Annotated in this window: 24 protein-coding genes and 1 pseudogene; 14 read left to right on the top strand and 11 right to left on the bottom strand. The window is 59.1% G+C overall.

The genetic code is table 11. From position 1 onward, the window contains the following. The first annotated feature begins 1 nt into the window (after position 1). Genes JZI28_RS05715 through JZI28_RS05680 form a run of 8 tightly spaced genes read left to right on the top strand, consistent with a single transcriptional unit; the run spans position 2 to position 6,610 of the window. Positions 2-1,033 (top strand): FecCD family ABC transporter permease, encoded by a 1,032-nt coding sequence (locus tag JZI28_RS05715; RefSeq protein WP_375699520.1) that lies wholly within the window; start codon positions 2-4, stop codon positions 1,031-1,033. Beyond that, on the top strand, positions 1,030-2,052 hold the full coding sequence (locus tag JZI28_RS05710) for a FecCD family ABC transporter permease (RefSeq protein WP_375699519.1): 1,023 nt from the start codon (positions 1,030-1,032) through the stop codon (positions 2,050-2,052). The genes JZI28_RS05715 and JZI28_RS05710 overlap by 4 nt, the downstream gene beginning before the upstream one ends. Continuing rightward, on the top strand, positions 2,053-2,835 hold the full coding sequence (locus JZI28_RS05705) for an ABC transporter ATP-binding protein (RefSeq protein WP_295446672.1): 783 nt from the start codon (positions 2,053-2,055) through the stop codon (positions 2,833-2,835). 9 nt (positions 2,836-2,844) lie between these two features. Then, a complete protein-coding gene (locus JZI28_RS05700) occupies positions 2,845-3,897 on the top strand; it encodes a siderophore-interacting protein (RefSeq protein ID WP_375699518.1) in 1,053 nt (350 codons plus the stop codon). Continuing rightward, positions 3,894-4,985: a MotA/TolQ/ExbB proton channel family protein gene (locus JZI28_RS05695; RefSeq protein WP_375699517.1), complete on the top strand. Its 1,092-nt coding sequence runs from the start codon at positions 3,894-3,896 to the stop codon at positions 4,983-4,985. Before JZI28_RS05700 ends, JZI28_RS05695 begins: the two co-directional genes overlap by 4 nt. A gap of 4 nt (positions 4,986-4,989) precedes the next feature. Beyond that, on the top strand, positions 4,990-5,367 hold the full coding sequence (locus tag JZI28_RS05690; protein WP_297340845.1) for a biopolymer transporter ExbD: 378 nt from the start codon (positions 4,990-4,992) through the stop codon (positions 5,365-5,367). Positions 5,368-5,375: 8 nt separating this feature from the next. Continuing rightward, positions 5,376-5,759 carry an ExbD/TolR family protein gene (locus tag JZI28_RS05685; protein ID WP_375699516.1) on the top strand — a complete coding sequence of 128 codons (384 nt, stop codon included), beginning with the start codon at positions 5,376-5,378 and terminating at the stop codon, positions 5,757-5,759. Then, entirely contained in the window at positions 5,756-6,610 is an 855-nt protein-coding gene (locus tag JZI28_RS05680) for an energy transducer TonB (protein WP_375699515.1), read from the top strand. The genes JZI28_RS05685 and JZI28_RS05680 overlap by 4 nt, the downstream gene beginning before the upstream one ends. Positions 6,611-6,703: 93 nt before the next feature. On the opposite strand, the gene JZI28_RS05675 is transcribed toward JZI28_RS05680, so the two are convergent. The 7 genes from JZI28_RS05675 to JZI28_RS05645 form a co-directional block, all read right to left on the bottom strand. Next, the gene (locus JZI28_RS05675; protein WP_375699514.1) at positions 6,704-8,803 is read right to left on the bottom strand and encodes a TonB-dependent siderophore receptor; all 2,100 of its coding nucleotides are present in this window, start codon (positions 8,801-8,803) and stop codon (positions 6,704-6,706) included. A gap of 249 nt (positions 8,804-9,052) precedes the next feature. After that, positions 9,053-11,011, bottom strand: a complete 1,959-nt coding sequence (locus tag JZI28_RS05670) for a TonB-dependent receptor domain-containing protein (RefSeq protein WP_375699513.1) — start codon at positions 11,009-11,011, stop codon at positions 9,053-9,055. Between the two features lie 154 nt (positions 11,012-11,165). After that, entirely contained in the window at positions 11,166-11,918 is a 753-nt protein-coding gene (locus JZI28_RS05665; RefSeq protein ID WP_375699512.1) for an ABC transporter ATP-binding protein, read from the bottom strand. Beyond that, entirely contained in the window at positions 11,915-12,859 is a 945-nt protein-coding gene (locus JZI28_RS05660) for an iron chelate uptake ABC transporter family permease subunit (RefSeq protein ID WP_297340839.1), read from the bottom strand. Before JZI28_RS05660 ends, JZI28_RS05665 begins: the two co-directional genes overlap by 4 nt. Then, the gene (locus JZI28_RS05655; protein ID WP_375699511.1) at positions 12,852-13,808 is read right to left on the bottom strand and encodes an ABC transporter permease; all 957 of its coding nucleotides are present in this window, start codon (positions 13,806-13,808) and stop codon (positions 12,852-12,854) included. Before JZI28_RS05655 ends, JZI28_RS05660 begins: the two co-directional genes overlap by 8 nt. Before the next feature lie 3 nt (positions 13,809-13,811). After that, positions 13,812-14,711, bottom strand: a complete 900-nt coding sequence (locus JZI28_RS05650) for a siderophore ABC transporter substrate-binding protein (protein ID WP_375699510.1) — start codon at positions 14,709-14,711, stop codon at positions 13,812-13,814. Positions 14,712-14,835: 124 nt separating this feature from the next. Further along, positions 14,836-15,153: a DUF2218 domain-containing protein gene (locus JZI28_RS05645; RefSeq protein ID WP_375699509.1), complete on the bottom strand. Its 318-nt coding sequence runs from the start codon at positions 15,151-15,153 to the stop codon at positions 14,836-14,838. 94 nt (positions 15,154-15,247) lie between these two features. Here JZI28_RS05645 and JZI28_RS05640 point away from each other — a divergent pair, with 94 nt between their 5' ends. Then, positions 15,248-15,727, top strand: a complete 480-nt coding sequence (locus JZI28_RS05640) for a MarR family winged helix-turn-helix transcriptional regulator (RefSeq protein ID WP_295446646.1) — start codon at positions 15,248-15,250, stop codon at positions 15,725-15,727. 51 nt (positions 15,728-15,778) lie between these two features. Here the strand turns inward: JZI28_RS05640 and JZI28_RS05635 are convergent. From JZI28_RS05635 to JZI28_RS05625, 3 genes and pseudogenes are all read right to left on the bottom strand, one after another. Then, positions 15,779-17,748: pseudogene (locus JZI28_RS05635) on the bottom strand (TonB-dependent receptor plug domain-containing protein). A gap of 407 nt (positions 17,749-18,155) precedes the next feature. Continuing rightward, a complete protein-coding gene (locus JZI28_RS05630) occupies positions 18,156-18,737 on the bottom strand; it encodes a hemerythrin domain-containing protein (protein ID WP_375699508.1) in 582 nt (193 codons plus the stop codon). Positions 18,738-18,921: 184 nt separating this feature from the next. After that, positions 18,922-19,809 (bottom strand): LysR family transcriptional regulator, encoded by an 888-nt coding sequence (locus JZI28_RS05625; protein ID WP_375699507.1) that lies wholly within the window; start codon positions 19,807-19,809, stop codon positions 18,922-18,924. A 113-nt stretch (positions 19,810-19,922) separates the two neighbouring features. Between JZI28_RS05625 and JZI28_RS05620 the strand changes: the two genes are divergently transcribed. From JZI28_RS05620 to JZI28_RS05600, 5 genes are all read left to right on the top strand, one after another. Next, the gene (locus JZI28_RS05620) at positions 19,923-21,080 is read left to right on the top strand and encodes an ABC transporter ATP-binding protein (RefSeq protein ID WP_375699506.1); all 1,158 of its coding nucleotides are present in this window, start codon (positions 19,923-19,925) and stop codon (positions 21,078-21,080) included. Position 21,081: 1 nt separating this feature from the next. Next, positions 21,082-22,062, top strand: coding sequence for a carbohydrate ABC transporter permease (locus JZI28_RS05615; protein WP_375699505.1), 981 nt, complete (start codon positions 21,082-21,084; stop codon positions 22,060-22,062). Next, positions 22,062-23,024: a carbohydrate ABC transporter permease gene (locus tag JZI28_RS05610; RefSeq protein ID WP_375699504.1), complete on the top strand. Its 963-nt coding sequence runs from the start codon at positions 22,062-22,064 to the stop codon at positions 23,022-23,024. The genes JZI28_RS05615 and JZI28_RS05610 overlap by 1 nt, the downstream gene beginning before the upstream one ends. A 122-nt stretch (positions 23,025-23,146) precedes the next feature. Continuing rightward, entirely contained in the window at positions 23,147-24,394 is a 1,248-nt protein-coding gene (locus JZI28_RS05605; RefSeq protein ID WP_375699503.1) for an ABC transporter substrate-binding protein, read from the top strand. Between the two features lie 63 nt (positions 24,395-24,457). Then, complete coding sequence (locus tag JZI28_RS05600; RefSeq protein WP_375699502.1) at positions 24,458-25,288, top strand: metallophosphoesterase; 831 nt, start codon at positions 24,458-24,460, stop codon at positions 25,286-25,288. A 102-nt stretch (positions 25,289-25,390) separates the two neighbouring features. Here JZI28_RS05600 and JZI28_RS05595 read toward each other — a convergent pair whose 3' ends face one another. After that, positions 25,391-26,056, bottom strand: a complete 666-nt coding sequence (locus tag JZI28_RS05595; protein WP_375699501.1) for an SDR family NAD(P)-dependent oxidoreductase — start codon at positions 26,054-26,056, stop codon at positions 25,391-25,393. Positions 26,057-26,125 lie beyond the last annotated feature (69 nt).

Genomic DNA, 26,125 nt, shown 5'->3' with positions numbered 1-26,125 from the left:
CATGACCATTCTCGAGGCTACATCTCCCCGGTCTGACCACCGTGCATCAGCCCGCCAGATCTGGCTGCTGACGGTCGTCCTAAGCCTGCTATTGCTGTCGGCCCTGTCGCTGCGTTTGGGCCTGCGCCCGATCAGCTGGCACAGCATCTGGGACTCCTTTGTGGCCTATGATGCCACAAACGCCAATCATCTGGTCCTTCAGGGGATGCGGCTGCCCAGATTGCTGGCTGCCTGGCTGGCCGGAGCTGCCCTGGCCGGTTCCGGGGCTTTGATCCAGAGCCTGACAAGAAACCCGCTGGCAGATCCCGGATTGCTGGGCATCAATGGCGGGGCGTCGCTGGGGGTGATCCTCTGTATCTTCCTGCTGGGCATTTCCGACCCGGCATCCTTTGTCTGGGTCGCCATGGGCGGCGGGTTGATCAGCACGGTTCTGGTGTTCTTCCTGGGCGGCGCCGGTCAGGGCACCCCGCTGCGGCTGATCCTGGCAGGTGCGGCGCTCAGCGCGCTGTTCCTGGCACTCGGGCGAAGCCTGTTGCTGATCAGCCAGCGCAGCCTGGATGTCTATCGCTTTTGGGTGCTGGGCGGTCTCGACGGGATTGAGATGGCAACCCTTGCGGCTTTGCTGCCCTTCTTTGCCTTGGGCGCGACGCTTGCCGCAGTGTCTTCCTTCAACCTGAACGCCATGATGCTGGGCGAGGACACCGCCCGCAGCCTGGGCCTGCGGGTTGGACTGGCGCGGGGGCTTGCCGTTTGTGCCATTGTCTGCCTCTGCGGTGCCACGGTGTCGATGGCCGGGCCCATCGCCTTTGTTGGCCTGATCGTGCCCCATATGGCGCGGCGTTTTTCGGGCGCAGATATGCGCTGGTGCCTGTTGTTTTCCGCACTTTTGGGGGCGGGGCTGATGATCCTTGCCGATCTCCTGGGGCGCTTGCCGGTCTTTGGCGGCAATATGCAGGCCGGGGTTATGGCAGCGCTCCTAGGCGGGCCAGCTCTGGTCTGGTTGATCCGCCGCAATGGGCGGGCGGCGCTATGAGCTGGAGCCTACGCCTGCCCTTCCTGTCCCTGTCCCTGTCCGTCTCACAGCGCGCCGTTGCTGTCGGCTCTGTCCTCATGCTGCTGCTCACCCTGGGCGCGGTTCTGGCCCTGCGTCTTGGCAGCTATGCCTTCACCGAGACCAGCTGGCTCAGCGTGTTGCTGGGCGCGGGCTCAGACATTGACAGAATGATCCTGATGGATCACCGATTGCCACGGATCCTGACAGCCCTGGGGGCTGGTGCTTGCTTTGGCCTGTCGGGGGCGATGTTTCAAACCATGATGCGCAATCCGCTGGCATCGCCGGATATCATTGGCTTCAACGCCGGCGCCAGCTGCGGCGCGCTGCTGGCGATCATTTTGACCGGCGGCAATGTGTTGCTGGGCGCACTTGTTGGCGCGCTGTTCACAGCAGTTCTGGTTGTTGGCCTCGCCTGGAAAGACGGCTTGCATCCCCAGCGCCTGGTGCTGATCGGGCTCGGCATTGGCTTTGCCCTGGCGGCCCTGTCCGATTTACTGCTGAGCCGGACCGATGCCCGGACCGCCGCCGATATGGCCGAATGGCTGATTGGCACCCTGAACGCGCGCGATTGGCAGGATGTCTGGCTTGTTTGGTCCGGGTTGCTGCTTTTGGCTCCGGCGGTTTTCTGGATCCATTTCCCCTTGGCCCGGCTTGGCCTGTCGGATGATCTGACCAGTAGCCTGGGCCTGCGGCTATCGCCGCTGCGCCTGGGGATCACGGGTCTGGGCATTCTGCTGGCGGCCCTTGCCGTCTGCACCGCCGGCCCCCTGCCCTTTGTGGCCTTCGCCGCCGGACCAATTGCGCGCGCCCTGGTGCCCAATGGCAGACCCGCCCTGCTGGGGGCAGCAGTGATCGGCGCCCTGCTGGTGCTGGCAGCAGATACGGCCTCCCGCTTGGTTCCCAGCATTCAACTGCCCGCAGGCGTCTTTACCGCCCTGATCGGTGGCCCGGTAATGATCTGGCTGCTGATGGTTCAATTTCGCAAAGGAAAGCTCTGAATGACCGCCCCTGCCCGCCTGCACGCCAAAGCCCTGTCGGTTGCCTTTGCCAATACGCCCATCCTAAAGGCGCTGAGCGCCGATATTCCGGATGGCAAGATTACCGTCATCGTCGGACCCAATGCCTGTGGCAAATCCACCTTTCTCAGATCCCTGGCGCGGCTGCAAAAGCCCGGCAGCGGTGAGATTTTTCTGGATGGCAAAAGCATCCATAAACAGGCCAACCGCTCGGTTGCGCAACGTCTGGCCATCCTGCCGCAATCACCCAGCGCCCCCGAAGGGCTGACCGTTCGGGATCTGGTGACGCGTGGCCGCACACCACATCAATCGGCGCTGCGGCAATGGTCCCATCAGGACGCAGAGGCCGTTGGGCGCGCACTGAAACTGACCGGCATGGCCCCCCATGCCAACCGCCCCCTCGAAGCCCTGTCTGGCGGTCAGCGACAACGGGCCTGGATCGCAATGGCCCTGGCACAGGACACCGAGATCCTGCTGCTGGATGAGCCGACGACCTACCTGGACCTGCCACATCAGATCGAGCTTCTGTCCCTGATCCAGTCGCTCAACCAACAGAGCAATCAAACCGTGGCCATGGTGCTGCATGACATCAATCTGGCCGCCCGATTTGCCGATCACATCATCGCCCTGCACGCAGGCGCAATCTTCACCACGGGCAGCCCCGCCGAGGTCGTCACCCGAAACAATATGGAACAGGTCTTTGATCTGAAATGTCAGATCATCTCCGACCCGGTGCACGGCACCCCACATGTCATCCCCGAATAGGACTGTAACATGACGATAAACCCAAGTTTCCCAATTGATGCCACAGCCCTGCTGACCGGCCTGTCCCATGCCGCCATGCGGCAGGTGATGCTGCACCAGGCCCAGGAGCACGAACTGCGGGTCGTGGAGGACAGCGAAAGCGCTGTCAGCATTGAAGTACCCTCCTTTGGGCAATACCGCTTTGAACCCGCAGAAGGTGGCATCCACATTCGGATTTCAGCGGCGCTGCCGGACCGCTTGTTCATGCTCAAAGACAGTTTTAGCGAAACCCTGTCCCAGCTGCTGCCCGAGGCGGCAAAGGACCTGCGTTGGTCGGATAGCGCAACCCTGCCCAACCGCCCGCCGAATCTGCACTTCACCCGGGTTGTCTCTGTCACGCCGGTGGGAACCGCATTCCTTCGGGTGCGCATCCAAGCCGATGATCTAAGCAGTTTCCAGGATGACGCCATCCACTTCCGCCTGCTCTTGCCCGCCCCGGATTGCACCGAACCGGAATGGCCCAGCCTTGCGGAAAATGGCGCCACGGTCTGGCCCAAAGGAGAAAAGGCGCTGCATCGACCAGCCTATACCACCCGCTGGATCGACCGGGAGGCAGGGTTGCTGGATTTTGACGTTTTCCTGCACGACGGGGGCCGCGTAACCAACTGGGTGCGGGGCGCCAGCATTGGCGATCTGTTGGTCATCGCCGGGCCTGGCGGCGGCGGCATTCCAGAAAGTTCCAAGATCTGCATCTTTGCCGATGAAACTGCTTTCCCGGCGGTCGCGCGTATTCTCGAAGCGCTACCCGCCAATAGCACCGGCCAGGTGACCCTGATCGCCGCACAGGGCGCCGACTGCGGCTATCCCATCGCAGCGCCTGCAGGGGTCACGCTCACCTGGCTCACCCGCGAAGAGGCCCAGGATGTGCCGCGCCAGGCTTTGGCGGCGCACCGGGAATGCCCGGATCACTTTTTGTGGCTGGCGAGCGAAAAGTCAGATGTGACGCCAGTGCGCGAAGCCCTGAAGGCCGACAAACGAGCCCCCGGAACCAGCTACATCGCCGCCTATTGGAGCAAGCCATGACCCTGCACATCTCTCTTTCAGCTGTCCTGTTGTTGGCCGCGACGTCCTATGCCGCAGCGCAAGAAGCCGCCCAGGCCCCTGCCTCTGCGGCCCCCATCCTTGCCGCGCCCACTGTGGACAGCACGGGCAGTGGCCTGGTGACGCCCCCTATGACACCAACCGATTTGAATGCGGCGCGTCGGGCCCTGTCCCCCCCGGTCGAGGGCACAGCGGCGGAAGCCACCGCGCCGATGGCAGCACCTGCGACACCTGCTTTCGAGGCAACAGCCAGCGACAGCCCTACCACAGCTGCGCCACCTTCCACCTCTGCAGTCTCGCAAGAGGTCTCGGACCCCGCCGCCGCGCCTGCCGAATTGGGCGATGGGGCCGCGCCAAATGCAGCTGTTGAACTGCCCGCACTGCAGCCGCTCAGCCGACAGGAAGAAATGTTGCAACTGGCAGAGGAAACCTCTGGCAAAGCGATGAAATTCCTGCGCGACGGCGGGCCTTCGATCTGGGCCATTGCAGCGCTTTCGGTGATCACCCTGGCGCTGATCCTGTGGAAAATCTGGCGCCTGGCGCTGATCGGCGCCTGGTCCCGTGGCAAGGCCAGCAAAGCGGTCTTGGCCTATGAGGCCGGTAATCCAGCGGTGGCTCTGGCCATTGTTGAGGGCCGAATGGGCATTCGTTCCAAGGTGGTCAGCGCCGGGTTGACCGCCCTGCGTCAACTGCCCGAAGACCGCGCCCGGGAAGAAACCGCCAGAATTGCCAAAAAACATCTCGCAAAGGCGGGCACCGGGCTGGGTGCGCTGGAGCTGATCGCAACAATTGCACCGCTTCTGGGTCTATTGGGCACGGTTCTGGGCATGATCGCTGCCTTCCAGGCGCTGCAACAGGCCGGCTCCAAGGCCGACCCTGCGCTGCTGGCCGGGGGCATATGGGAAGCCCTGCTGACCACGGCTGCAGGCATGGCCGTGGCCATCCCGGCTTCGGCGGCCCTTACTTGGTTTGAATCGGTCATCACCGGCATCCGTCAGGATATAGAAGACAGCGCCACCCGGCTGTTTGTAGCCGAGGTTCCCCAAGACCTCCCCATGGCGGCCGAGTAAGGCGATGCAATTCACCCAAGCCAGGCGCCCCAGGCGCAAACCCAGCCTGACCCCGATGATCGACGTGGTCTTCTTGCTGCTGGTCTTTTTTATGCTGGCCTCGCGCTTTGGCAGCGATGCGGTATTGCAGCTGCCCCTTGCCGGGCGCGGCGGTGAATACACCGGACCGCCACGGCTGGTGGGGATTGGGGCAGGCAATCTGGATCTGAATGGCGTTCCCATCGCCGCCAGCCACCTGCCCCTGGCGCTGGCGCCGCTGATGTCCTCGCCGGAGGATATTCTCATCCTGCGCGGCCGCGATGGGGCCGATCTGCAACGTATCATCGACGTGACAACCCTGCTGCGCGACGCCGGGCTGGTCAACGTCGTGCTGGTGGAGTGAGACGCGCAATGGACCTGTCCCCTGCTGTGAAACGCCCTCGCGCGGAATCCATTGTGCCGATGATCAATGTGGTGTTTCTGCTGCTGATCTTCTTTCTGATGACCTCGCATCTGGCGCAGCCCGAACCCTTTGAGGTCACGCCGCCCGGTGCCAATCTTGAGGCAGAAGCCGAAGCTGAACCTGTGCTCTACATAGATGCCGAGGGGCGCATGCATTTTGACGGGGCCGAAGGTGAGGCCGCGCTAGAGATGCTGACACGCAGCAGTGCCGACACTCCGGTGGTGCTGCTGCGTGCTGACGCCAAACTGGAAGCCACCACTCTGGCGGGTATTCTGAAAAAGCTGGCGGCAGCGGGGCTTGCCCGTGCCGAATTGGTGGTGACGCCACAATGAAACGTACCGCAGAAATAACCCTGTTTGCAGGCCTGGCCGCGCTTATCCATGTCAGCCTTTTTGCCTCGGCACCGAAATCTGGCGTGCAGTCCAGCGGCGCCGGGGGCGAGGCCATGGTCTCAATCGAAGCCGCCAGCGCCACAGTTGCTGAAATGGTCGAGGCATGGGAGCGCCCGCCGCCGCGTCCGCAGATGGTGAAACCGGACCTGGAACAGCCGCGAACACCAACAGATGCGCCGCAGATGCCCCAGTTTGAACTGGCCGATGCCCCGCGTGCCGCTGTGCTTGTGGCCCTAAAGGAACCAGAGGAGGCCGACGTGGTGGAGATTGATCAGTCAACGCCTCCTCCACCGCCCCCGCCAGAACCGGAGCCCAAACCCGAACCAAAGCCGGAACCAAAACCGCGCCCCAAGCCAGCGCCCAAACCGGTGGAGACGCCGCCAACAGCGCAGAGCTCCAATCAGACCTCTGCTGGCCGCGCGGCCCAACGAGCTGCCGGATCTGGTGGCGGGGCTCAGGCCGGCGCCGCGGGCGGCGCCACAACGGCGACCGTCTCGGCGGGGCAAAGGGCAAAGCTTCAGTCGATCTGGGGGGCAAAAATCCGCTCCCGGATTGAGCGACGCAAACGCTACCCATCCGGGACACGTGGCTCTGGCCGGGTGGTTTTGCGCATCACGGTGGCGGCCAGCGGCGCGCTGGTCAACTACCGGGTGGCCAAATCCTCCGGCGTTGCCGCCTTTGATCAGGCGGCGCTAAAGGCCGTCAGCCGGGCCGGAAAATTTCCCAAAGCTCCCAAGGGTATTGGTGCCTCTCAGTTCACCTTCAACCTGCCGATGAGCTTTGCCAAGTAGCGCCACGCTCTTCCCCCAGCATCACCCCACAAGAAACCCCGCGCCCTATCAACAGGGCGCGGGGTCTTTGTTTACGTTGCAGCTGGGATGGTTTTAGAATTTGGAGGTCAGGGTCAGGGCAACATTTCTGCCTTCGCCAAAGTAGCAAGAGCCGGACTGGCAGGTTGCCATGTAGCGCTCATCGGTGAGGTTGCGTAGGTTCAGCGCCACCAGCCAATTGTCTTGGCCATAGGATACTGCCGCGTCATAAAGCGTATAGGACGGCGTCAGATAGGTGCTGGCACCACCCCAGGCCTCGCCGTTGTAGCGCATCCCCGCGCCCAGCTTCCAGCCCGCCATCGCTCCATCCAGCGGTTCGTAGTTCACCCAAAGCGAGGCTGCGTTTTTAGGCACCTGAGCGATGTAATCCCCTTCGGCGTCCTCGGTATCGAGATAGGTATAGGCAAAATTGACCGAGACATCGCCAAAGCGGTGGAAGGCCTCAAGTTCAAAGCCCTTGGCCCGGGCCTCTCCGGTTTGCACCTGAAAGCCGGGGTTGGCGGCATCTGCCACCGTCATATTGGATTTGGTCAGATCAAAGGCCGAGACCGTCAGCAGCGTATCTGTGCCAACGGGTTGATACTTCAGACCCAGCTCGACCTGCTCACCCTCGGTTGGCTCGAAGGGGGTACCATTGACATCCGCCCCAATGGCATCCTGCCGGAAGCTTTGAGCATAGCTGAGGTAGGGCGCCAACCCGTTATCAAAGCGGTAGAGCACTGCCGCGTTACCGCTCCAAGCGCTGTCCTGTGCCGCCACTGTTGTGGCACCAAAGCTGCCATTGCTGGTGCCGGTCTCGATATCGCCGTAGCGCAGACCAAGATCCACAAAGAGCCGATCCTGAAAAACCGCGCGCTGCTGCAGATAGACGCCCCATTCGGTGATGGTGTTGCCCGCCGTGTCTGTGACCGTGATCGAGTTGAAACCGCCATAGGTTGGATTGAACGGATCAATGGGGGCGACCTGGGTTCCATAGCCAGTATCGCTGTCATAGTAGCCCTGGGTATAGCTGGCTCCGAGAATGGTGCGCATCTCGATGCCGCCCAGGCCGTATTCAGCTGTGGCATAGCTGTCCAGCCCCCAGGTCTTCAGCTCGTTTTCGGCCCGGTAGAACGTCCGGTTGATGGTGCCATCCGGGTTGTAGCGCCCGTTGCCAGTGTTATCAAAGGCCCACCAGGCGTGCTGATACAGGGACTCGCCTTCCAGGTAGCGCGCACTTGCATTCATGCTCCAGGTCGCGTTGAAGCGGTGCTTGAACATCGCGGTGATCGCGCGCTGCTCGGTGTTATAGGTGTCAAAGCCCGGCTCACCGATAAAGGTATCACTGTCCAGATATGTCCCGGTGCCAAAGCCGGTCGCCGGCAGTAATGTCCCATAGATCGAGGCAAACTGGATAAGTGGGCTGCCATCGTTCTTCTGATAGTTGGCCAGCACAGTTAGCTCAGTGTTTTCACTGGGCCGCCAGGTGATCGAAGGCGCCAAAGCAATGGCATCATCCTGGGAGAAATCTACGGAATCCTTGGATTCCCGCAGCAATCCGACAAAGCGATAGCGCAGCGTGCCGGCCGCATTCAGATCGCCGCTGACATCCCCGGCGATTTGCATGCGGTCATTGGAGCCCGCCTGAACCTGCACCATGTTATCGGCATCCTGCGCCGCTGTTTTTGAGGTGGTATTGACCACCCCACCAACAGAGCCGCTGCCATAAAGCCCGGAGGCCGGACCTTTGAGAACCTCAACACTGTTCAGCATAAAAGTTTCAGGTCTGGTATCGTTGTAGTACCCATAGCGCGAGGGCAGTCCGTCGTGCAGCGTCGAAGGAGAAAAGCCACGGATCAGGGACCAATCCGAGCGGGCATCCTGGCCCCACTGGCCGCCAACAATACCCGCTGAATACTGCAGAACCTGGTCCACACTTTGCGCGCCACGCTCGGCCATTTGCTGCGCGGTAATCACGCTGACGGAGCGAGGTGTTTCCAGAATACTGTCGCCGGTCTTTGACACGGTTCCGGTGTCGAGCGCGACGCTCTTGCCAAAGTAGGATTCCTCGGTCTCGCCCGAGACATTGATTTCTTGAAGGTCAACAACCTGGGCCATAAGAGGCGTTGCCGCCATCAAAGCCCAAATCGAAACGGTCGTTCGGTGTAAAAGCATATCCCATCTCCGCCTATGCTGCGGTTATTGTTTTTGCCTGACAGAGAGCTGGGTATCGCTGCGCTAAGTATTCCGGCACGCAAGGTCAAGAGTGACGGGGGCGGCGCGTCTTCTTGTTGCTGATTTGCCATGTTTTTATGCGGTTTACCGGCGCCTGCTGCTTCAGGCCTGCCTGCGTTTTCCCTTAGCAAAAGCAAGAACGGCCCCGGAAAATCCGGGACCGTTGATTTCGCCGCCCAAGCCTGTGGCTTAAAATGCCAGCCGTGCGGTGACTGCAAGCGACCGTCCAGGCTCGCCATAGGCCAGAACCCGACCATTGTCGCTGCCCTGCGTGGCGCGTGAGATGTAGTAGCTATCGAACAGATTGTTGATCTCGGCACGCACTGTAAGCCCCTGAACACGGGCTGGTTTATACTCGGCGAACAGATTGACCACCTCGTACCCCGGCAGTGTGACATTGGCGAGGTCCAGCGACAGGGCCGCCTCGGCGGTGCCGCCAACTCTCCAATCGGTCGCCACGTCAAAAGCCCCCTGGATCGCCAGGATATGCCCCATGGGCTGCGCCGCATAGTAGTTGGTGGTAGTGGAGATCTGGCCGTCTTGGGTCACGTCGGCATAGCTATAGGTGCCGCGCAGATAGCCGGACGCAAAACTATAACCCAGCGCCGCATCGACACCTTCAGTGACAATATTGCTGGCGCTCGCCTGGTCGGCACTGTTGCGGGTGCGAATATTCTCGGCATCGGTGCGGAACAGGGCAAAGCTCGCATCCCAATTGCCTGTGTTCACCTTGAGCCCAATACGCAGGTTCTCCGTCTCTTGCGCCTGCATCCCCGCGTAGTTCACCCAAGGGTAAGAGTAGTTGATGATCGCGGTTTCACCCAGCTCAAAGCCGCCCCAGACCTGGGAATAGGCGGCCTCGAGTGTCACCGCATCGCTGAGTGCATAGCTGCCCGAGATATTGTACGAGAAGCCGTCATCCGAAAGCTTGCTCCCGTCCCAGCCAGTAAAGTTCTGGTGGTCTGCGCGCAGACCGTAAGACAGCGAGAACACATCAGAGAGCTCTGACCGCATCTGGGCAAAGATCCCGACATTGCTGGTTTTTTCGCTATAGGGTCCAAAAGAGCCCCCAACCAATGCAGGGTCTGTATATCTGCCCTGAATGGCCCCACCGGTGCCTTGCTGTTCAAAAAAGTCGATCCCGGCTGTCAGGCTGTGGTTGCCAAACAGGAATTCATTCTGGATCTTACCATTCCAGGTCTCGACCTCACCGCCCCACAACGGCCGCGTGTAGCTCGGGTCGACCGGGTCGCCCTGATCCAGCAAGCTGGAAGAAAAGCCAAGGTGGAACTCAGGGGAAAACCCGCCGGTGGCGTTTTCATTTTTCAGGGTCAGACTGTAGTTGCTCTGTTCCACCTTGGTGTCAAACAGAGGGTACACCGCTGTGGTCAGATCGCCAAAATTCGGCCGCGCCTGTCGCCAGCCGCTATCCTGGCTTTCGGACCCGGAAAACTCCAGACGATAGCCATTGTCCCACTGATAGGCGATTTTACCCAGAAACGAGGTCAGGTCAGCGGCAGAACCGCGATAGGTCGTGCCCGCGCCGTCCTGATAGTCATCGCCTGTCGCGTTGGATCCATAAAGAATATACTCAAAGGCGCCCTGGCGACCATAGAGGGTCAGGTCTCGGCGGAAGGCGGCGCTGTTGCTGTCATAGGACAGGCTGGCCACGCCGCCGAAATTATCGCCCTCCTGCAGCAGATCCGCCGCATCCTTGGTTTCGTAAGCGATCGACCCCGCGTTGGCCCGTGGCCCATGATCTGCTGCGGTAACCCCGGGTTTGATGGTGGCAGCTTTAAACAGGGCCGGGTCATACATGCCGGTGGTGGCATGGTGGAACACGCCATCGCCCTGCAGGGTGCCATCGATGGTCACGTTCATCATCGAACTGTCCAGACCGTTCACATAGGTCTTGTTGCCAGTGGGGATGACCGAGCTCATCACCGAGGCTTCACCGGCAAACAGATCTGACATCTCGCGGGGGGACAGATCTTCGAGGGTTTCCCCCGATAGAGATACAGTACCGTGTTGGTTTTCCACGTCGCCGGTGACATTGATTGGGTCCAGCAGAATATCATCAGCCGCGGCCAGTGCAGGCACCAGGGCTGTGCTCATCAACAGAAATAGAGAGAGTTTTTTAGTGGCCATTTTCGCCTCCTAAAGGATGGGTTCAATGGCTTGGTCCCTGCGTGCATGGGGTGCAGAGAATGGCTGGCACAAACTGTTAAGGGCTAGGGGGTGAGTCTTCAAGACCTGGCAAAAATACTTTCTAAACAGAGCCCTGCTGTCGCAATGGCGCGCGTTAAACGATCACCAGCGGCCTATCATCGGCCAATATTACCCTGGCATCTGTGTCAAAGACCGAATGCAAAAAGGCTTCACTGACCACCTCCTGCGGAGGGCCCGCCGTGACAACACGCCCCGCCTTCATGGCGACAATATGATCGGCATAGCCCGCTGCGTAATTGATGTCGTGCAGGACGATGACAATCGTGCGCCTCTGCCGTGCAGCCAGGCTTTTGAGCCGCGACATCAGACTGCGCGATGCGGCTATGTCCAAATTGTTCAACGGCTCATCCAGCAGCAGATATTCGGTGTCCTGCGCCCAGGCCATGGCGGTATAGGCGCGCTGACGCTGACCGCCCGACAGGGTGTCCAGGAACCGGTGTTTGATCTCTTGCAGCTCAAAGCTCTCCAGAACCTCGGCGATAACCGCTCGGTCCTTTGGTCCCAGACGCCCCCGACTGTAGGGATAGCGGCCAAAGCCAACCAGATCTTCGACACTGATGCGATGGGTGCTGGTCAAAACCTGCGGCAGGATGGCCAGCAGCTGCGCCAGATCACCATGGCTGATCTGCTGTAAATCCTGACCGTTGATCTCAATCTGGCCTGTTTGCAGGGTCTGCAGGCGTGCCACCAGCGACAGCAGCGTTGATTTCCCCGCGCCATTGGGCCCGACAAGCGCCGTCAGCCCCCCATCCGGGATATCGAGGTCTACACCTTGCAGGATGGGCTGCCCGGCAATCTGATGGCTGACATTGCGGATGCGGATCATGTGCTGCCCTTTCGCAGGATCAAAATCAAAAAGACCAAACCGCCAAGGCATTCCACCACAACGGCAAGCGGAGTTTCAAAGTGCAGGATGCGCTCCAGAACCAACTGCCCGCCCACCAATGTGATGCCGCCAATCAAAATGGCCGCAGGCAGAATATGGCCATGGTGCCAGCTGGGGATCACGCGGTACGTCAGGCTGCTGACCAAAAGCCCCAGGAATGCCACCGGCCCCACCAGCGCAGTCGAGACCGAAACCAGCACCGAAATCAGCATCAACACCGTGAGCTGCCCCCGCCGCGGATCCGCCCCCAGACTGACCGGCAGCACCTCGCCCAGCGCCAGAACATCAAGCCGATGACGCATCCGCCAAATAGCGCCCCCGGCCAGACAGACCAGAACAGCGCTCACCAGTAACAGATCCGGGTCGGCCTTGTTAAAGCGGGCAAAGGAGGCCGACTGCAGCACCGCAAACTCGCTTGGATCAATCAACCGTTGGATAAACAGCACCAACGATCGAAACAGCACCCCCAGAATGATGCCAGTCAGCACCATGCGCATCAGATCACTGCGTTGGTCGCGCAGCAGCAGCGTAAACAGCGCAACCGAAGCCAGCGTCAGCAGGATCAGATTGATCAGGAACAGCGTCACCTTGGGCACCTGCGCATAGGCCCCTGCCCCCATACCAAAGATCATCAAGGTCAGGATCAACAGGAACAGCGCATCAAACCCCATGATGGAGGGGGTTAGAATACGGTTATGGGTGATGGTCTGAAACAGGATGGTCGCGGTTGAGACCGCGGCCCCAATAAGCAGAAGACTGGCCAATTTTTGCCCCCGAAACCATAGGGTAAAGCTCCAGCTTCCCTTGGCCTCAAGGGTCAGAAACAGCGTCGAGACCACAACAAGGGCGAGGATCAGCCAGAGGAAACGGAGCCTAAGCATTGCGCGGCCTCGCATAGATCAGCCACAAAAAGGCCAGCGTGCCCAGCACCCCAAAGATGGTGCCCACCGGCACCTCGTAGGGATGGCGCACAACCCGGGCCAGGATATCGCAGCCCAGCACAAAAACCCCGCCCAACAGCGCCGTCACCGGCAGGGTCACCCGCAGGTTATCGCCCAGTTGGCGGCTGATCAGATTGGGAATGATCAGCCCAATAAAGGGCAACATGCCCACTGTCACCACCGTTAGGGCAGACACCACCGAGACACAGAGCAGCCCCATGGCCATGACCTGGCGATGGTTGAGGCCGAGGCTCAGGCTCATGTCGCGCCCTAGCCCCAAAATGGCAAATTGATCAGCAATCAGATAGCTGACAAAGGCAGCGATCCCCGCTAGCCACAACAGCTCATATCGGCCTCGCATCACGCCAGAAAACTCGCCCAGCATCCAGACATCAATGTATTGTATCAGATCCACCTGATAGGCGATGAACACCATCACCGCGCCCAGGATCCCGCCATAGACCAGCCCCACCAGCGGCACCAATAGGGGCTCAGTTGGTGGCAGGCGCTGCACCAGGGCCAAAAACCCAAGCGTCCCCAGCAGTGCGGTGACAGCGGCCAAGCTCATCTTGACCGCCAGACCTGCGGCCGGGAACAGCAAGACAGACAACAATATGCCCAGCGCCGCCGCCTGCCCTGTGCCTGCACTGATTGGCTCGACAAATTTATTGCGCACCAGGATCTGCATGATCTGGCCGCTGACCGCCATAGAACAGCCTGTCAGCACCGCCGCAGCGGTGCGCGGCAGACGGCTGACCGCCAGCAATTGCAGCGCCTCCGGATCCCGCAACAGCGCCATCGGGGTAAGGTCAATCACCCCGACAAAGATGGACAACACGGATAGCAGAAGGATCAAACAGAGGCAGATCAGCAGCCAGAGACGCGGCATGGGTTAGCCATTCGCCTCAAAGGTTGCGATCAGCTGGTCCAGCACCCGGTTCATCGACTGAATTCCACCACCCGAAATATAAAGGCTGGCTGCATCCAGATAGATCACCTGACCTTTTTGCCAGGCGGTGGTCTGGCGCACCAGATCATTGTCCAATGTGGCCTTTGCATCCGCGCCGCCCTGGCCAATGGCCGACAGGCGGTCGACGACAAACAGGTAATCCGGGTTGGCATCACGGATGAACTCTGCCGAAACCGCCTCCCCATGGGCATTCAGCCCCAGATCTGCAGCGGCCTGCGGCACCTGCAGCGTTGTGTGCAGCCAGCCAAAGCGGCCATTGGCGCCAAAGGCGGAAATCTTGGGGCCGTTTGTCATCACGATCAGCGCGGAGCCCTTGCCGCGGGCCAGGGATTTGGTCTGCTCCAGTTTGGCCTGAAAATTGTCCAGCAGCACTGTCGCCTCAGCCTCCTTGCCAAACAGGCGGCCATAATCTTCGAGCCTTTGCAGCGCCACCGCCATCAGATCATCGCCATAGATGGTCATATCCAGGGTTGGGGCAAACTCAGCCAGCGCCTCTACCTGGGTGGAAGACCGGCCCCCAGCGAGGATCAGGTCCGGTGCCAGCGCATTGATGCTTTCAAAGTCGGGCTCAAACAATGAGCCCACAATTTCGGCCCCCTGCGCCACCTCGTCCAGGTAATCAACATAAAGATTGCCGATGACCCCAGCGGGTTTCACCCCCAGTGCCGCCAGCGTATCCAAAGCGGCCACATCAAATACGGCGATCTTTTGAGGCAGGGCTTCAACCTGTTGCTGCCCACGATAGGTGCGTACCTCGATAGGATCGGCAAAGGCGGCGGTGCTGCAGGCCAGCGCCACCAGGGTAATCAGCGGTTTCAACATTGATCTCTCCATCAATATTGCATGGCTGACCGAAGCTGGCTCTGCAGGGGTTTCATCATGTGACTATTGAATTGTATTTGCCCTGTCCAGCGCTTCTGGGTCGCAGGCAAAGGCCAGAACACCATCACAGTTTGCGCCAGACCAGTGGTTCAGGATTTTCGCGAAAGGCAAAGCGCAAAAGATGGCTTTCGACCACCTGACAGGTCTGCTGCATCTCCTCCTTTGAGGGTGCCTCAATGCACATATGCAAGCTGTCCGTGGTCGCGCGAAGCACCGCAAGCCCGCAGACGAACTGCAGATGCACCGCGCCATCGACTTCAGTAACTTCGATTTTATGCGAGAAATGACTCGCCATCGTGGCGAGGTATCCCGAAGCGCGCGCAGACCGGAATTCCGCTTCGGTTCTCAAACTATCACCCTGGCTTGGATTGGCTACTAACATTCTGGGTTTCCCTGTTTTTTTCATTCACTCTGGGTGTTGAAATCTGCCTTTGCAGCCGATTAGAATAACTCCGGCATTCCCAGCAGGTTTCCCTATGACGGCCAGAGATGAACACTCCAGCAGTGCAGATTACTTCGGAGACAACACCCCCGTCGTTTCCTACAACCGTGTTTGGTTCAACATCATGCGCGCCCAGCGCAAATTTCTGCCGCGCATTGCCAAGGCGCTGAAAACCTGCGGCATCAATGATCCGATCTGGTATGAAATTCTGCTTGAGGTCGAGCTGGCTGGCCCCGGCGGCCAACCCATGGCGGCGCTGGAGGATAAGCTCTTTGTCGCTCAATACGCCCTGTCGCGCCACATTTCCCGGATGGAAAAAGCTGGGCTGTTGCGGCGCGAATTCATTGCGGACGGTCGGCGCAAGCAGATCCTTTTTCTGACCGAACAGGGCAAAGGCATGCACGCCCGGATCTGGCCGGTCTACTGGGATGCAATGCAAGATGAGATTGGTCCTCATATGACAACGGACGAGGCCTACACCCTGTCCCGCCTGTTGATAAAACTGCTGCCCTGAAACCATTTGGTTTAGGGCAGTCAGCACAATCTGGGCAATCTGGGCAGGGTTTTAGAACTTCATCACCGCTTCGACGACAAAGTTGCGGCCCGGTTCGTTCATGGTTTGGAAGCCAGTGAATTCACCGCCATAGGTCGCCCGGTCCGCATAGGTTTCATCAAACAGATTATTGATGCTGCCCCGAATGCTCACACCGTTCCACGCCGGTGGCGTGTATTCGGCAAAGACATTGGCAACAACATAGCTTGGCAGTTCTTTGCCTGGTAAGATCCGCCGGCGTCATAGGATGCTGCCGCTTCAATGCTGCCGCCCAGTAGGGTGTTATACTGCATCAGTTCCTGCTGCACTTCCACAGACAGGACATGCCCCAAAGGTGCGCCAAAGTCCCGCAGATCGAAGCTGCTCGACGGGGCACCATCGAGTGTGGCATCGCTATATGCATAGCTCAGACGCGCAAAGCCGCTGCCCCAGCCATAGGTCGCGCCGATGTTGACGCCCTGGCTTTCAAAATCCACCACGGTTGTACCGTCTCGCGCATCATCAAATTTTGTCTTGAACAGCTCGCCGCTGATGGTCCAGGCCCCCGGCGTCCAATCAGCTCCGATGATGATGTTCTGAGCCCGCGACGGCCGCAGGCCCGAATAGTCCCGCGTCAACCAGAACTCGAAACTGTCGCCAAGGTCCAGTCCCCCAAAGACATTCGAGTACCCCGCCCGCAGCGAGAAGTCATCCGTCACCTCATAGGTCACTGACAGGTTCCCACTGGCGCCGCTATGGGAGGAGGTATGAATACTATCCGTTGGGAGCCACTGATAGCCCGTAAAGTCCTGCCAGTCATAGCGCATACCGGCAGAAATATTCAGACGGGCTGTCGGCTCAAGTCGGGCCTGGGCAAAGACGCCGATATTGTCGGATTCTTCTGATGCAAAGTCCGGTGTCACCCAAGAACCCGAGATCGAGGTTTTACGGTTCTGGAAATCGACACCCGCGGTAATTTTGTTGCTGTCAGACAGGTGGAATTCATTTTGCAGCACCAGGGAGTAGGTGCGTGAGGTCGAATTGGTAGAGCCGGCCCAGGCATCATTGGGGCGATCGACATCAGTGCCTGAATAACCAAGGGTTACAGCAGGGTCCCACAGGCCCGTGTTGTTCACATTTTCATAGCGCAAAGAGTAGTTATAGCGCTTGATCAGATAGGCATAGGTGCCGCCTGAGCTTGGCCCAAAGTTCGGCTTATCGTTGCGCCATTCCTCATCTTCAATCTGCTGCGCCGAGAACTCAAGCCGGTGCCCCTGCTCTGACTCGTAGCCCAGCTTCAGCAGAGCTGCGGTCATGTTGGCTGCGGTTCCGGTCATTTCGGTTCCGTCGCCATCCTCAAAATTGTCACCCGTGGCGCGTTTTGCATAGGCGACGATTTCAAAACCGTTGCTTTCGCCGGCCAGGGTGAGCGAGCCCTGTGCCGTCCCGCCGTTGTCCCCATAGCTCATACGTGCGGTGCCGCCGACGCTTTGACCTTCGGTCAGGATATCTTCGGCATCCACCGTTTCCATCACAACACGTCCCGCCATGGCCCGCGGGCCGGCATCTGCAGGCGCGACACCGGGATCAACGCGCACAGATTTCATCAGACCAGGATCAAAAGCATTGGCACTGAGGTGGTGGAAAACCCGGTTATTCTGCGACACGCCATCCACTTGGATCGCCAGGTTCAGCATGTCGACACCGTTGACAAAAATCTTCTGGGCAACCGGGATTGCACCACCAACCGAGACACTGGCGATACCCGCAAACAGATCTTTGACATCCCCCATACGGGCGCGTTCCAGCTCCGCATCGGCCACATAAACCGATGAGGACCGGTCAGCTGCATTGCCCTTTTCATCCTGCTGGCGCACCAGGATCGGATCAAGAGAGATGACATCTCCCTCAAGCTCCTGCGCGGTGGCAGGCAGAACAGAAAGTAGAGTAAGCGCTGTCCCGCACAAAAGGCGAGCGCGCAGCGCGTCAATTTGGATAGCCATGGTAGTCCCCAAGATTCAGGTTGGTGCTGGGCTTGCCCTGAATCGGGGCTGGCGAGGCGTTTTCGTCGGCGTTTTTACGCCCACAGGCCTAGGCATGCAAGTGCATGTTATAAGTTTTCAACCCGTTTCCTGCGCTTTTCAGATAGAAAAGTGGCTCACACCTGCTTAGTGCAGTTCACGTGATGGGCTAGCCTTTGCCCCTGCGCCCCCCAAAGAAACCCGCGCATACCGCCCAGAACCTGGCCACCCCACTTCAAGACTGAAAAGAGGTTTGTTGCGCCCAGGGAGCAGGCCTTGCAAACCAAGCTCTTTGCTGCGGCGAGGGATGAAAAACGTTAGCGCGCCTGGTGGTCTTCTGGGGGCATCTATCTGGCGGGTGTCTGTCCTGTGGCGCCGAAAAAGTGCCGTCAGATCGACCCGAGGTAATACCCGATGGCCTCGGCCAATTCGGTTTCCTCATAGCCAAAATGGGAGCGGACGACCTCTTCCAGTTTTCGAAAGGTGGCAGCGGCCTGAACAAAATTTGCATCGCTCGGAACCTCTGCCAGCGCCTCCGCTGCACGACCAAGGCGGATGATTAGCTCATGGACCACCTCGTGCTCTGACTTCAATTTGGCCACAACCTCGCGGAACTTTCCTCCGCCCGAAGCCTCGATCCGGGGGAACATGTCAGCGCTTTCAATGTCGTGGTGAAACTTGAGAATCTGGCACTCGCGCCCGCAAAGCGAACCAAAGGCTTGAAAATTCTCAGCCATGTCGAGCGAAAGCACGATTTTCTTCAGGTGCTCAGGCGGTGTGTCTCGTGCTTCGATCCGTGCAAGGACCGCGCCGATTTGGGCCATCTCCATCAAATACTGCCGATGGATGGCCGCCAGTTGCCGCCCTTGGCGACGATGCCTGTCCGTTGCCGCCGGCACCAGCGGCGCTTTTGGTCGTGCGGCCTCGTCGAGGCTGAGGTCATCCAGAGATTGTGTCGAAAGGTCTGTCATGGTGGACAAAAACCGCCATAGGCGCGCGGTGTCAAGGACGTTTACTTTGGGCCTGAACCTGCCTTGCTGCAAGGCAGCGCTTTGGGAGGGGAGGATTTCATCGCGACTTTGGCCGTGGTGCGAACGTTCCCAGTGGTCAGGTTCAAGGTCTGTCCCGCAGATCAATAGGAGTTCAAATTCGATTTCACAGCTCGGGCTCGGTAAAGGCCGAAGAGGACGCCGTATCAATAAACGCTTTCACCAGATGCAATCGCGCCCGGTCCTTTGGCGCCACCACAGCAGTTTCATGGGTTTCTGAAAGCTCAGCGATAGGCACCTCAATCAATCCCCGCGAGATGAGACCGCTGTTGCCGAGAAAGATGGCAATGCCAGCGCCCTGCAGAACCGCCTCGCACATGAGAGGAAAGGTGGTCATTTTTATGATACGTTTTAACGGGATGCGGTGTTTTGCCTGCGCTTCACGTACAACCCGTTCGGTCAATGAGCCGTTTTCCGGCAGGATGATCGTCTCGTGTTGTAGATCTTCAAACCGCAGCAGATCACGATGCGCCAAGGGTGAACTCGGCAGCAGATAGGCGACGTAGCGGGTTTTTTGCACCGCCACCCGCACCCAATCATCTATGTTTGGTGGATCCGTGATCAATCCAACATCCGCCCGCCTTTCACGCAATAATCGCGTCGCGGTGGTCCAGGCATAGAGCGAGAAGTCAATTTCCACGTCCGGATAGATTTTGCGAAACTGGCTGATGGCCCGCAGCGCCGGAAGCGGTGCATTGGCGATGATCTTGAGATGCCCCCGCGACATCGCTTCATAGCCTTCCAGGCGCTCCCTGATCGAAGAATCCAAAGTGACCAGACGGTCCGCCAGGTCATATAGCTCCTGTCCCGTGCGTGTCAGGGCAACACCGTCGCGATTGCGCAATAACAGTTGTGATCCAACCTGTTTTTCGAGCTTGGCCACATGCTGAGTAACCGCCGATTGCGTGACCCCGAGCCGGTTCGCCGCAGCGGAGAAACTCCCTTCACGCACAACATAGGCAAAGGCCACAAACTGGTGATGGTTGGCGCGCATTGGGCCTCTCATTGCTATTGGCCAAGGCTTAGCTGCCATTAGTTTCACTAATATGACGTCACAAAAGTGAAGGCTGCGGTTTCTAAACCATCCCTGTCAGATGGAGGAATCAGATGGCCGGATTGAGCATCGAGAACATCAATAAACGCTTTGGAGAGACCGAAGTCCTCAAAGCCGTGTCCCTGGATATCGCAGATGGCGAGTTCGTTTCTCTGGTCGGCCCATCGGGCTGCGGCAAATCCACATTGCTAAGGATCATCGCAGGCTTGGAGACACAGACCTCGGGCGATGTTCGCATTGATGGCACAACTGTTGCCGGGCGGCGGGCGGCAGATCGAAATCTGTCGATGGTGTTCCAATCCTACGCGCTCTACCCGCATCTTAGCGTCGGTGAAAATATTGCGGTGCCTCTCAAGATGCGCCGGATGAACAGCTTGCAACGCCTGCCCCTCCTGGGCGGCCTCCTCCCCGGGACCGGCCGCCGCGCCAGCGAGATCGGTAAAGACGTCGTGCAGGCGGCTGAGATGCTGGAAATCGCCCATCTTCTGGATCGCAAACCCGGTCAGCTATCTGGCGGACAACGACAGCGCGTGGCTTTGGGGCGGGCTTTGGTCCGTGATCCGGCGGCGTTCCTGCTGGATGAGCCCCTGTCCAATCTGGATGCTAAACTACGGGTGCAGACGCGCGCCGAAATCGCGCAGTTGCACCGCCGCCTGCAGGCCACATTCGTCTATGTCACCCATGATCAGGTCGAGGCGATGACCATGTCGGACCGCATCGCCGTCATGATGGGGGGGCGCATATTGCAATGCGCGTCGCCTGAAACCGTCTATGACGATCCTGACCGGATCGAGGTGGCGGAGTTCATCGGCTCACCGAAAATCAACCTGTTGCCGGTAGAACTAAGTGAGACCGGGCAAATCCATTTGTTTGGTCACGTTCTGCCCCTCACCACCAATCGCCGGACCAGAGGGGTTGCCTCGCTTGGGCTACGCCCCGAAGCCCTGCACCTTGCCGGGGAAGACGCGCCAATTCAGGGCCGCGTGGTACATTGCGAAAACCTTGGCTCTGAAATGTTTATCCAGATTGAGGTGATGGGGCTGGAGCCGCGCATCACCTTCCGTGCGCCGTCCGACAAACGCGCGTCATTGACCCTGGGGACATCGGTCGGTCTGACTTTTGACATGGCCAAGGCGCTGATTTTTGATGCCACTGGCGCACGCCTGCGTGAGATCAGTCCAACACGGGCGCCGAAAGCCGTGGTGGCCTGACATGTCGCTGACAGATACCCAGCCGGGCAAGGCCGTCGCGTCCGAAGCCTCGTCTTACAACACCAAAGAACGCCGCACCGCCTGGATTTTGACCGCCCCTGCCCTCATCCTGATGGTGATCATCCTACTTGCTCCGATCGCGATCGCCGGGCTCTTGTCCTTCACCAATTATTCGCTGGGCAACAGCGGCTTCGACTGGGTCGGCACAAGTAATTATGAAAAGCTGTTCACCCGCTCGACCTATGAAAAAATGTTCGTCGCCACGCTGACCTATGTGGTGACGGTTGTGCCAATTTCGGTCGGTTTGGGGCTGGGGGCGGCATTGCTGATCAACTCTCTTGGGCGGTTTCGCGAAATCTATAAGACGATCTATTTCCTGCCGGTCATGGCCACGCTGCTGGCGATGGCCATCGCATGGGAATTCATGCTGCATCCCTCCATTGGCATGATAAATCAGACGCTCGAGATCGGCTGCGGAACGTTTCTGGAACGCATCTGGCCCTTTATGGCCCATGGCTGCGCCGAGCACTTCCCCGTCTGGCTCGGCGACAAACGCTATGCGATCTGGGTGATCAGCTTCATCGGCATCTGGCAGGGCTTTGGCTTCAACATGGTGCTGTATCTTGCGGGTTTGACCGGTGTTCACCGTGAGCTGTATCACGCCGCCGAAATGGACGGAGCGCGCTCTGCCTGGGACCGGTTCCGCCTGGTGACATGGCCCGCCCTGGGGCCAACCACGGTGTTTGTGGTCACCATCTCCTGCATCCGCGCCTTTCAGGTTTTCGACACCATCGAAGCCTTCTGGCCGCAGGGCGGCGGTCCCAATAAATCCACCTACGTGATGATGTTCGCCATCTTTGAGAAAGGCGTGAAGCAGAACCTGATCGGTATCGGCTCGGCCATAACGATGGTGTTCCTCGCATTTGTCATGTTCCTCACCCTGATCCAGCGCTGGCTGGTGGAACGAAAGGTTCACTACTGATGACCCGCGATTGGTGGAAACATCTGCTTCTTATCCTCGGTGTGATTGTCGTTATCGCCCCCTTTTACATGATGGTCAGCTACTCCTTTAAATCCCCCGGAGAAATCGACCGGGGCGAAGGTGGCTTTTTTGGGCATCAAGACATGATGGTAGATGAGCGCTGCGTGGCGCTGAGGGATCCAAGCCGGGACGATATCCAGGCTGCAGCGCCTCGGTTTGTGGGCCAAAGCGACCGCAGCATCCGCGAGGCCCTGGTTGCCGAAGCCGAAACCGACTGTTCCATGCGCCCGGTGGTGTTTAACTACACCATGGCTTTCAGCGAGGCGCCGCTGCTGCGGTACTTGCTGAATGGCCTGTTGGTCACCGCATCGATTTTTTTGATCCAAGTGGTGGTGGCCCTGCCAGCGGCCTATGCCTTGGCCAAGCTCAAGTTCTGGGGGCGTGATGCAGTGTTTGCGCTGGTGTTGTTCTGCCTTTTGATCCCCGTTCATGCGATCGCCCTGCCGCTCTACATCCTTTTGGCCAAACTGGGATTGACCAACACCTATGCCGCCCTGGTGGTGCCCTGGACAATTTCGGTCTTTGGTATCTTCCTGATGCGTCAGTTCTTTATGACGGTGCCGGACGATCTGATTGATGCCGCCCGCATGGATGGCATGGGGGAGTTTGCCATCGTCTGGCGGGTGATGTTGCCCACAGCCATCCCGGCGCTGCTTGCCTTTGCGATCTTCTCGATCGTGGCCCATTGGAACGACTATTTCTGGCCGCGTATTGTCGTCACCGGCAACCGCGACCTGTTCACGCCTCCTCTGGGGCTGCGTGAATTCAAAGGCGGCGCAGATGGTTCATACTTTGGCCCGATGATGGCAACAGCCACGGTCATCGTCACACCGCTGATCGTCGCCTTTATGCTGGCGCAAAGGCGCTTCATCGAGGGCATCACCCTAAGCGGCATGAAATAGCGACATGAAATGAACGTGGGGGCGCCCGCAAAGGCACCCCCACCCGTAATCCCGCAAGGGACAACCCCGGAGCCCCCGTCTGCAAACATCGGCTCCTAGATCCGGCAAGAGAGGACTATTCCATGAAACTGACTGCCACCGCAATGGCCTTGGCCCTGAGCGCCACCGCCGTTTTCGCTGAAGACACTGTAACCATTGAGTTTGCCTACCCCTACAGCCATCTGTTTGATGTCACGTATGAAGCCATGATGCCGGCCTTCAAAGAAGCCCATCCAAACATCGAGGTGAAGTTCCGCGCCACCTATGAATCCTACGAGGACGGCACCAATACCATCCTGCGCGAAGCTGTGTCGGGCAACCTGCCGGATGTAACCATGCAGGGTCTCAACCGCCAGCAGATCCTGGTCGATAAAGGCATTGCCAAATCACTGGAGCCCTTTATCGCCAAGGAAGAAAATTTCGCCAAAGAGGGCTATCACGATGCCATGCTGTCGCTTTCCACCTTTGGTGGCGCGGTGCTCGGCCTGCCATTCTCTGTGTCCCTGCCGGTTGGCTATTACAACATGGATGTCCTCAACGCGGGTGGCATCGAGGCGCTGCCAACCACATGGGACGAGGTAATCTCCGCCTGTGAAACCATGAAAGCCAACGGCGTTGACAACCCGGTCTTCTGGGGATGGAACATCACCGGCAATTGGTTCATGCAGGCCCTGATGTGGTCCCAGGACAAGGCCATTGTGGAAAATGGCCATGTGACCATCGACAGTCCCGAAGCCCTCGCTGCGATGGAGCAGATGCAGGAGATCTTCAGCAAATGTGAGATGCGGAACCTGGAGTGGAAAGCCGCCCTGTCGTCTTTCTCAGCGGGTGAGATCGGCATGATGTTCTGGTCCACCTCTGCTCTGGGTGCGGTGGAGCGTTCCCAGGGTGATTTTGAGCTGGTCACCGGACCGTTTCCTGGCATGGGCGAAACACCCAAAGGCCTGCCCGCAGGGGGCAATGCCGCCTTGCTGACCTCGACCTCAGAGGATCCCAAGGTACAAGCGGCCGCATGGGCTTGGCTCAAGTTCATCACCTCCGGGGAAGGCGCCTCAGAGGTGGCAAAAACCACAGGCTACATGCCCCCCAACAAGGCTGCCAACGAAGTGATCCTGGCCGATTTCTATGAGCAGAACCCAAACAAGCAGACTGCCGTCGACCAGCTGCCGCTGCTGCGCGACTGGTTGGCCTATCCGGGGGACAACGGTCTGGCGATCACCCAAGTGCTTTATGACGGGATCGAGCGCATTGTCACCGGCGATGCCACCGACATGAAAGAGCTTCAGCAAGAGCTGGTGGAAGAGGTCGCTGATCTCCTGCCGAACGGCTAAATCATCTGATCAACGGTCGCGTGAAATTGCTCACGCGGCCGCCCTTATTCTGGACAGGCACCCATGAAAATAATCCACATTTCTGACATCCATCTGACAGTTCCCGGCGAAGAAATGGGCGGGCTGGATCCCCATGCGCGGTTTGCACAGGCCCTGGCGGATGTCGCCACACATCACCCGGATGCCACACGCGTCATCATTACCGGCGATCTGACCCATTGGGGGGAACAGGCCGCCTATGAAGCGCTGCAACAGGCTGTCGCAGATCTGCAAATTCCGGTGCGCTTGCTGATCGGAAACCATGACAACCGCAAAACATTTCTGTCTGTATTCAACGATCACCCCACTGATGGGGCGGGGTTTGTAAACTACGCTGAAACGCTGGAGGGCGTGCGCTTTATTTATCTCGACAGCGTGGGGGAACGAACCCACGCAGGTCATTTCTGCGAGACCCGCCGTACCTGGCTGCACAACGAACTTGCCAATTGTGACCGCGCCCGCATTTTTCTGCATCACAACCCGATGCTGTTGGGACTGCCAGCTGAAGACAAAATTTCATTGGTTGAAAGAGACCGCGCCCCGTTCCGGGATCTGATCGCTGCCCATTCAGCCAAAATTGACTACATACATTTTGGCCATGTTCACGCACCGATCCACGGGTGTTTTGCCGGGGTTCAGTTTGCCAGCGTCGCCTCGACGGGCAACCAGTCGATCCCGGATTTTGACGAAGCAGATCTGTTAAAGGGAGCGCCCATGGCTCCGTCTTACTTTGTGCTTTTGATACAGGGGGCCGACACAACGATCCACCAGATGCCGTTTACCTGGGAGGGGCCGATTGTCACCACTGGCACCCGTTGGGAGGACTGGGCCAAGCCAGATGAGGCAGCACAATAGCCTGCAACACTGGGTGATCCGGTTTGATCCCGCGATCAGGGCGTCACAGACCAGCGCTGCCAGTGCTGCGCTGGTCCAGAAGCTCAATACAAAACAGCTGTTTCACCATGGAACGGGTTTTCCTGCCCAGTCAAAAAAGCCTCCATTCTGGCTGGGAGACAACTGATCAAGAACCGCAACAAGGTTTGCGGCCGCCTCACTTGGAGCGACCTTTTGGTGGCCGGGATAGGCTTTGGTGAAGGGGGTCTCCACCGTGCCCGGATGTAAGGACACGACAATGGCGTTTTTGCGCTTTCTCGCGATCTCAATGGCTGCCGTGCGCACAATTTGATTGGCCGCAGCCTTGGCCGCGCGGTAGCTGTACCACCCCCCGAGATGGTTATCACCGATCGAGCCGACACGAGCGGTGAGGACCCCCACGACGCAGCGCCGGTCTTTTGGCAGCAGCCGTGGCAGGTTTTGCAGAACCAGCGCCGGGCCGATCGCATTTACAGCCATGACCTGCGCCATGTTTTCTGCGGATATTTCCGAAAGCGATTTTTCGGGGCGCGCGCCCTCAGTCGCAAGGATACCACTGGCAACCAAAACAGTATCAAAGGGGCCATGGCAGGCGGTCAGGACTCGCTCAACACTCTCGGGGTTGGTTAAGTCGAACCCGTCTGCGGTCCGCGAAATTTGTGTCACCTCAGAGCCATGTTTGGCCAGGGCGGTACAAAGCGCAGCACCAATACCCCCCGACGCCCCGATGACAAGTGCCCGGCGTGTCATACGCGCACACCCGATCGTGACGAGCTACAGCATGGGGACCGCAACCCCGTGCCCGTCCACGATCTCAGC

It is taken from the genome of Pseudophaeobacter sp. TrK17, assembly GCF_042192375.1.
In the GTDB taxonomy this organism is placed as follows: domain Bacteria; phylum Pseudomonadota; class Alphaproteobacteria; order Rhodobacterales; family Rhodobacteraceae; genus Pseudophaeobacter.
Note: the sequence above shows the minus strand (reverse complement) of the source record. Positions and strands in the feature narration are given on the sequence as shown.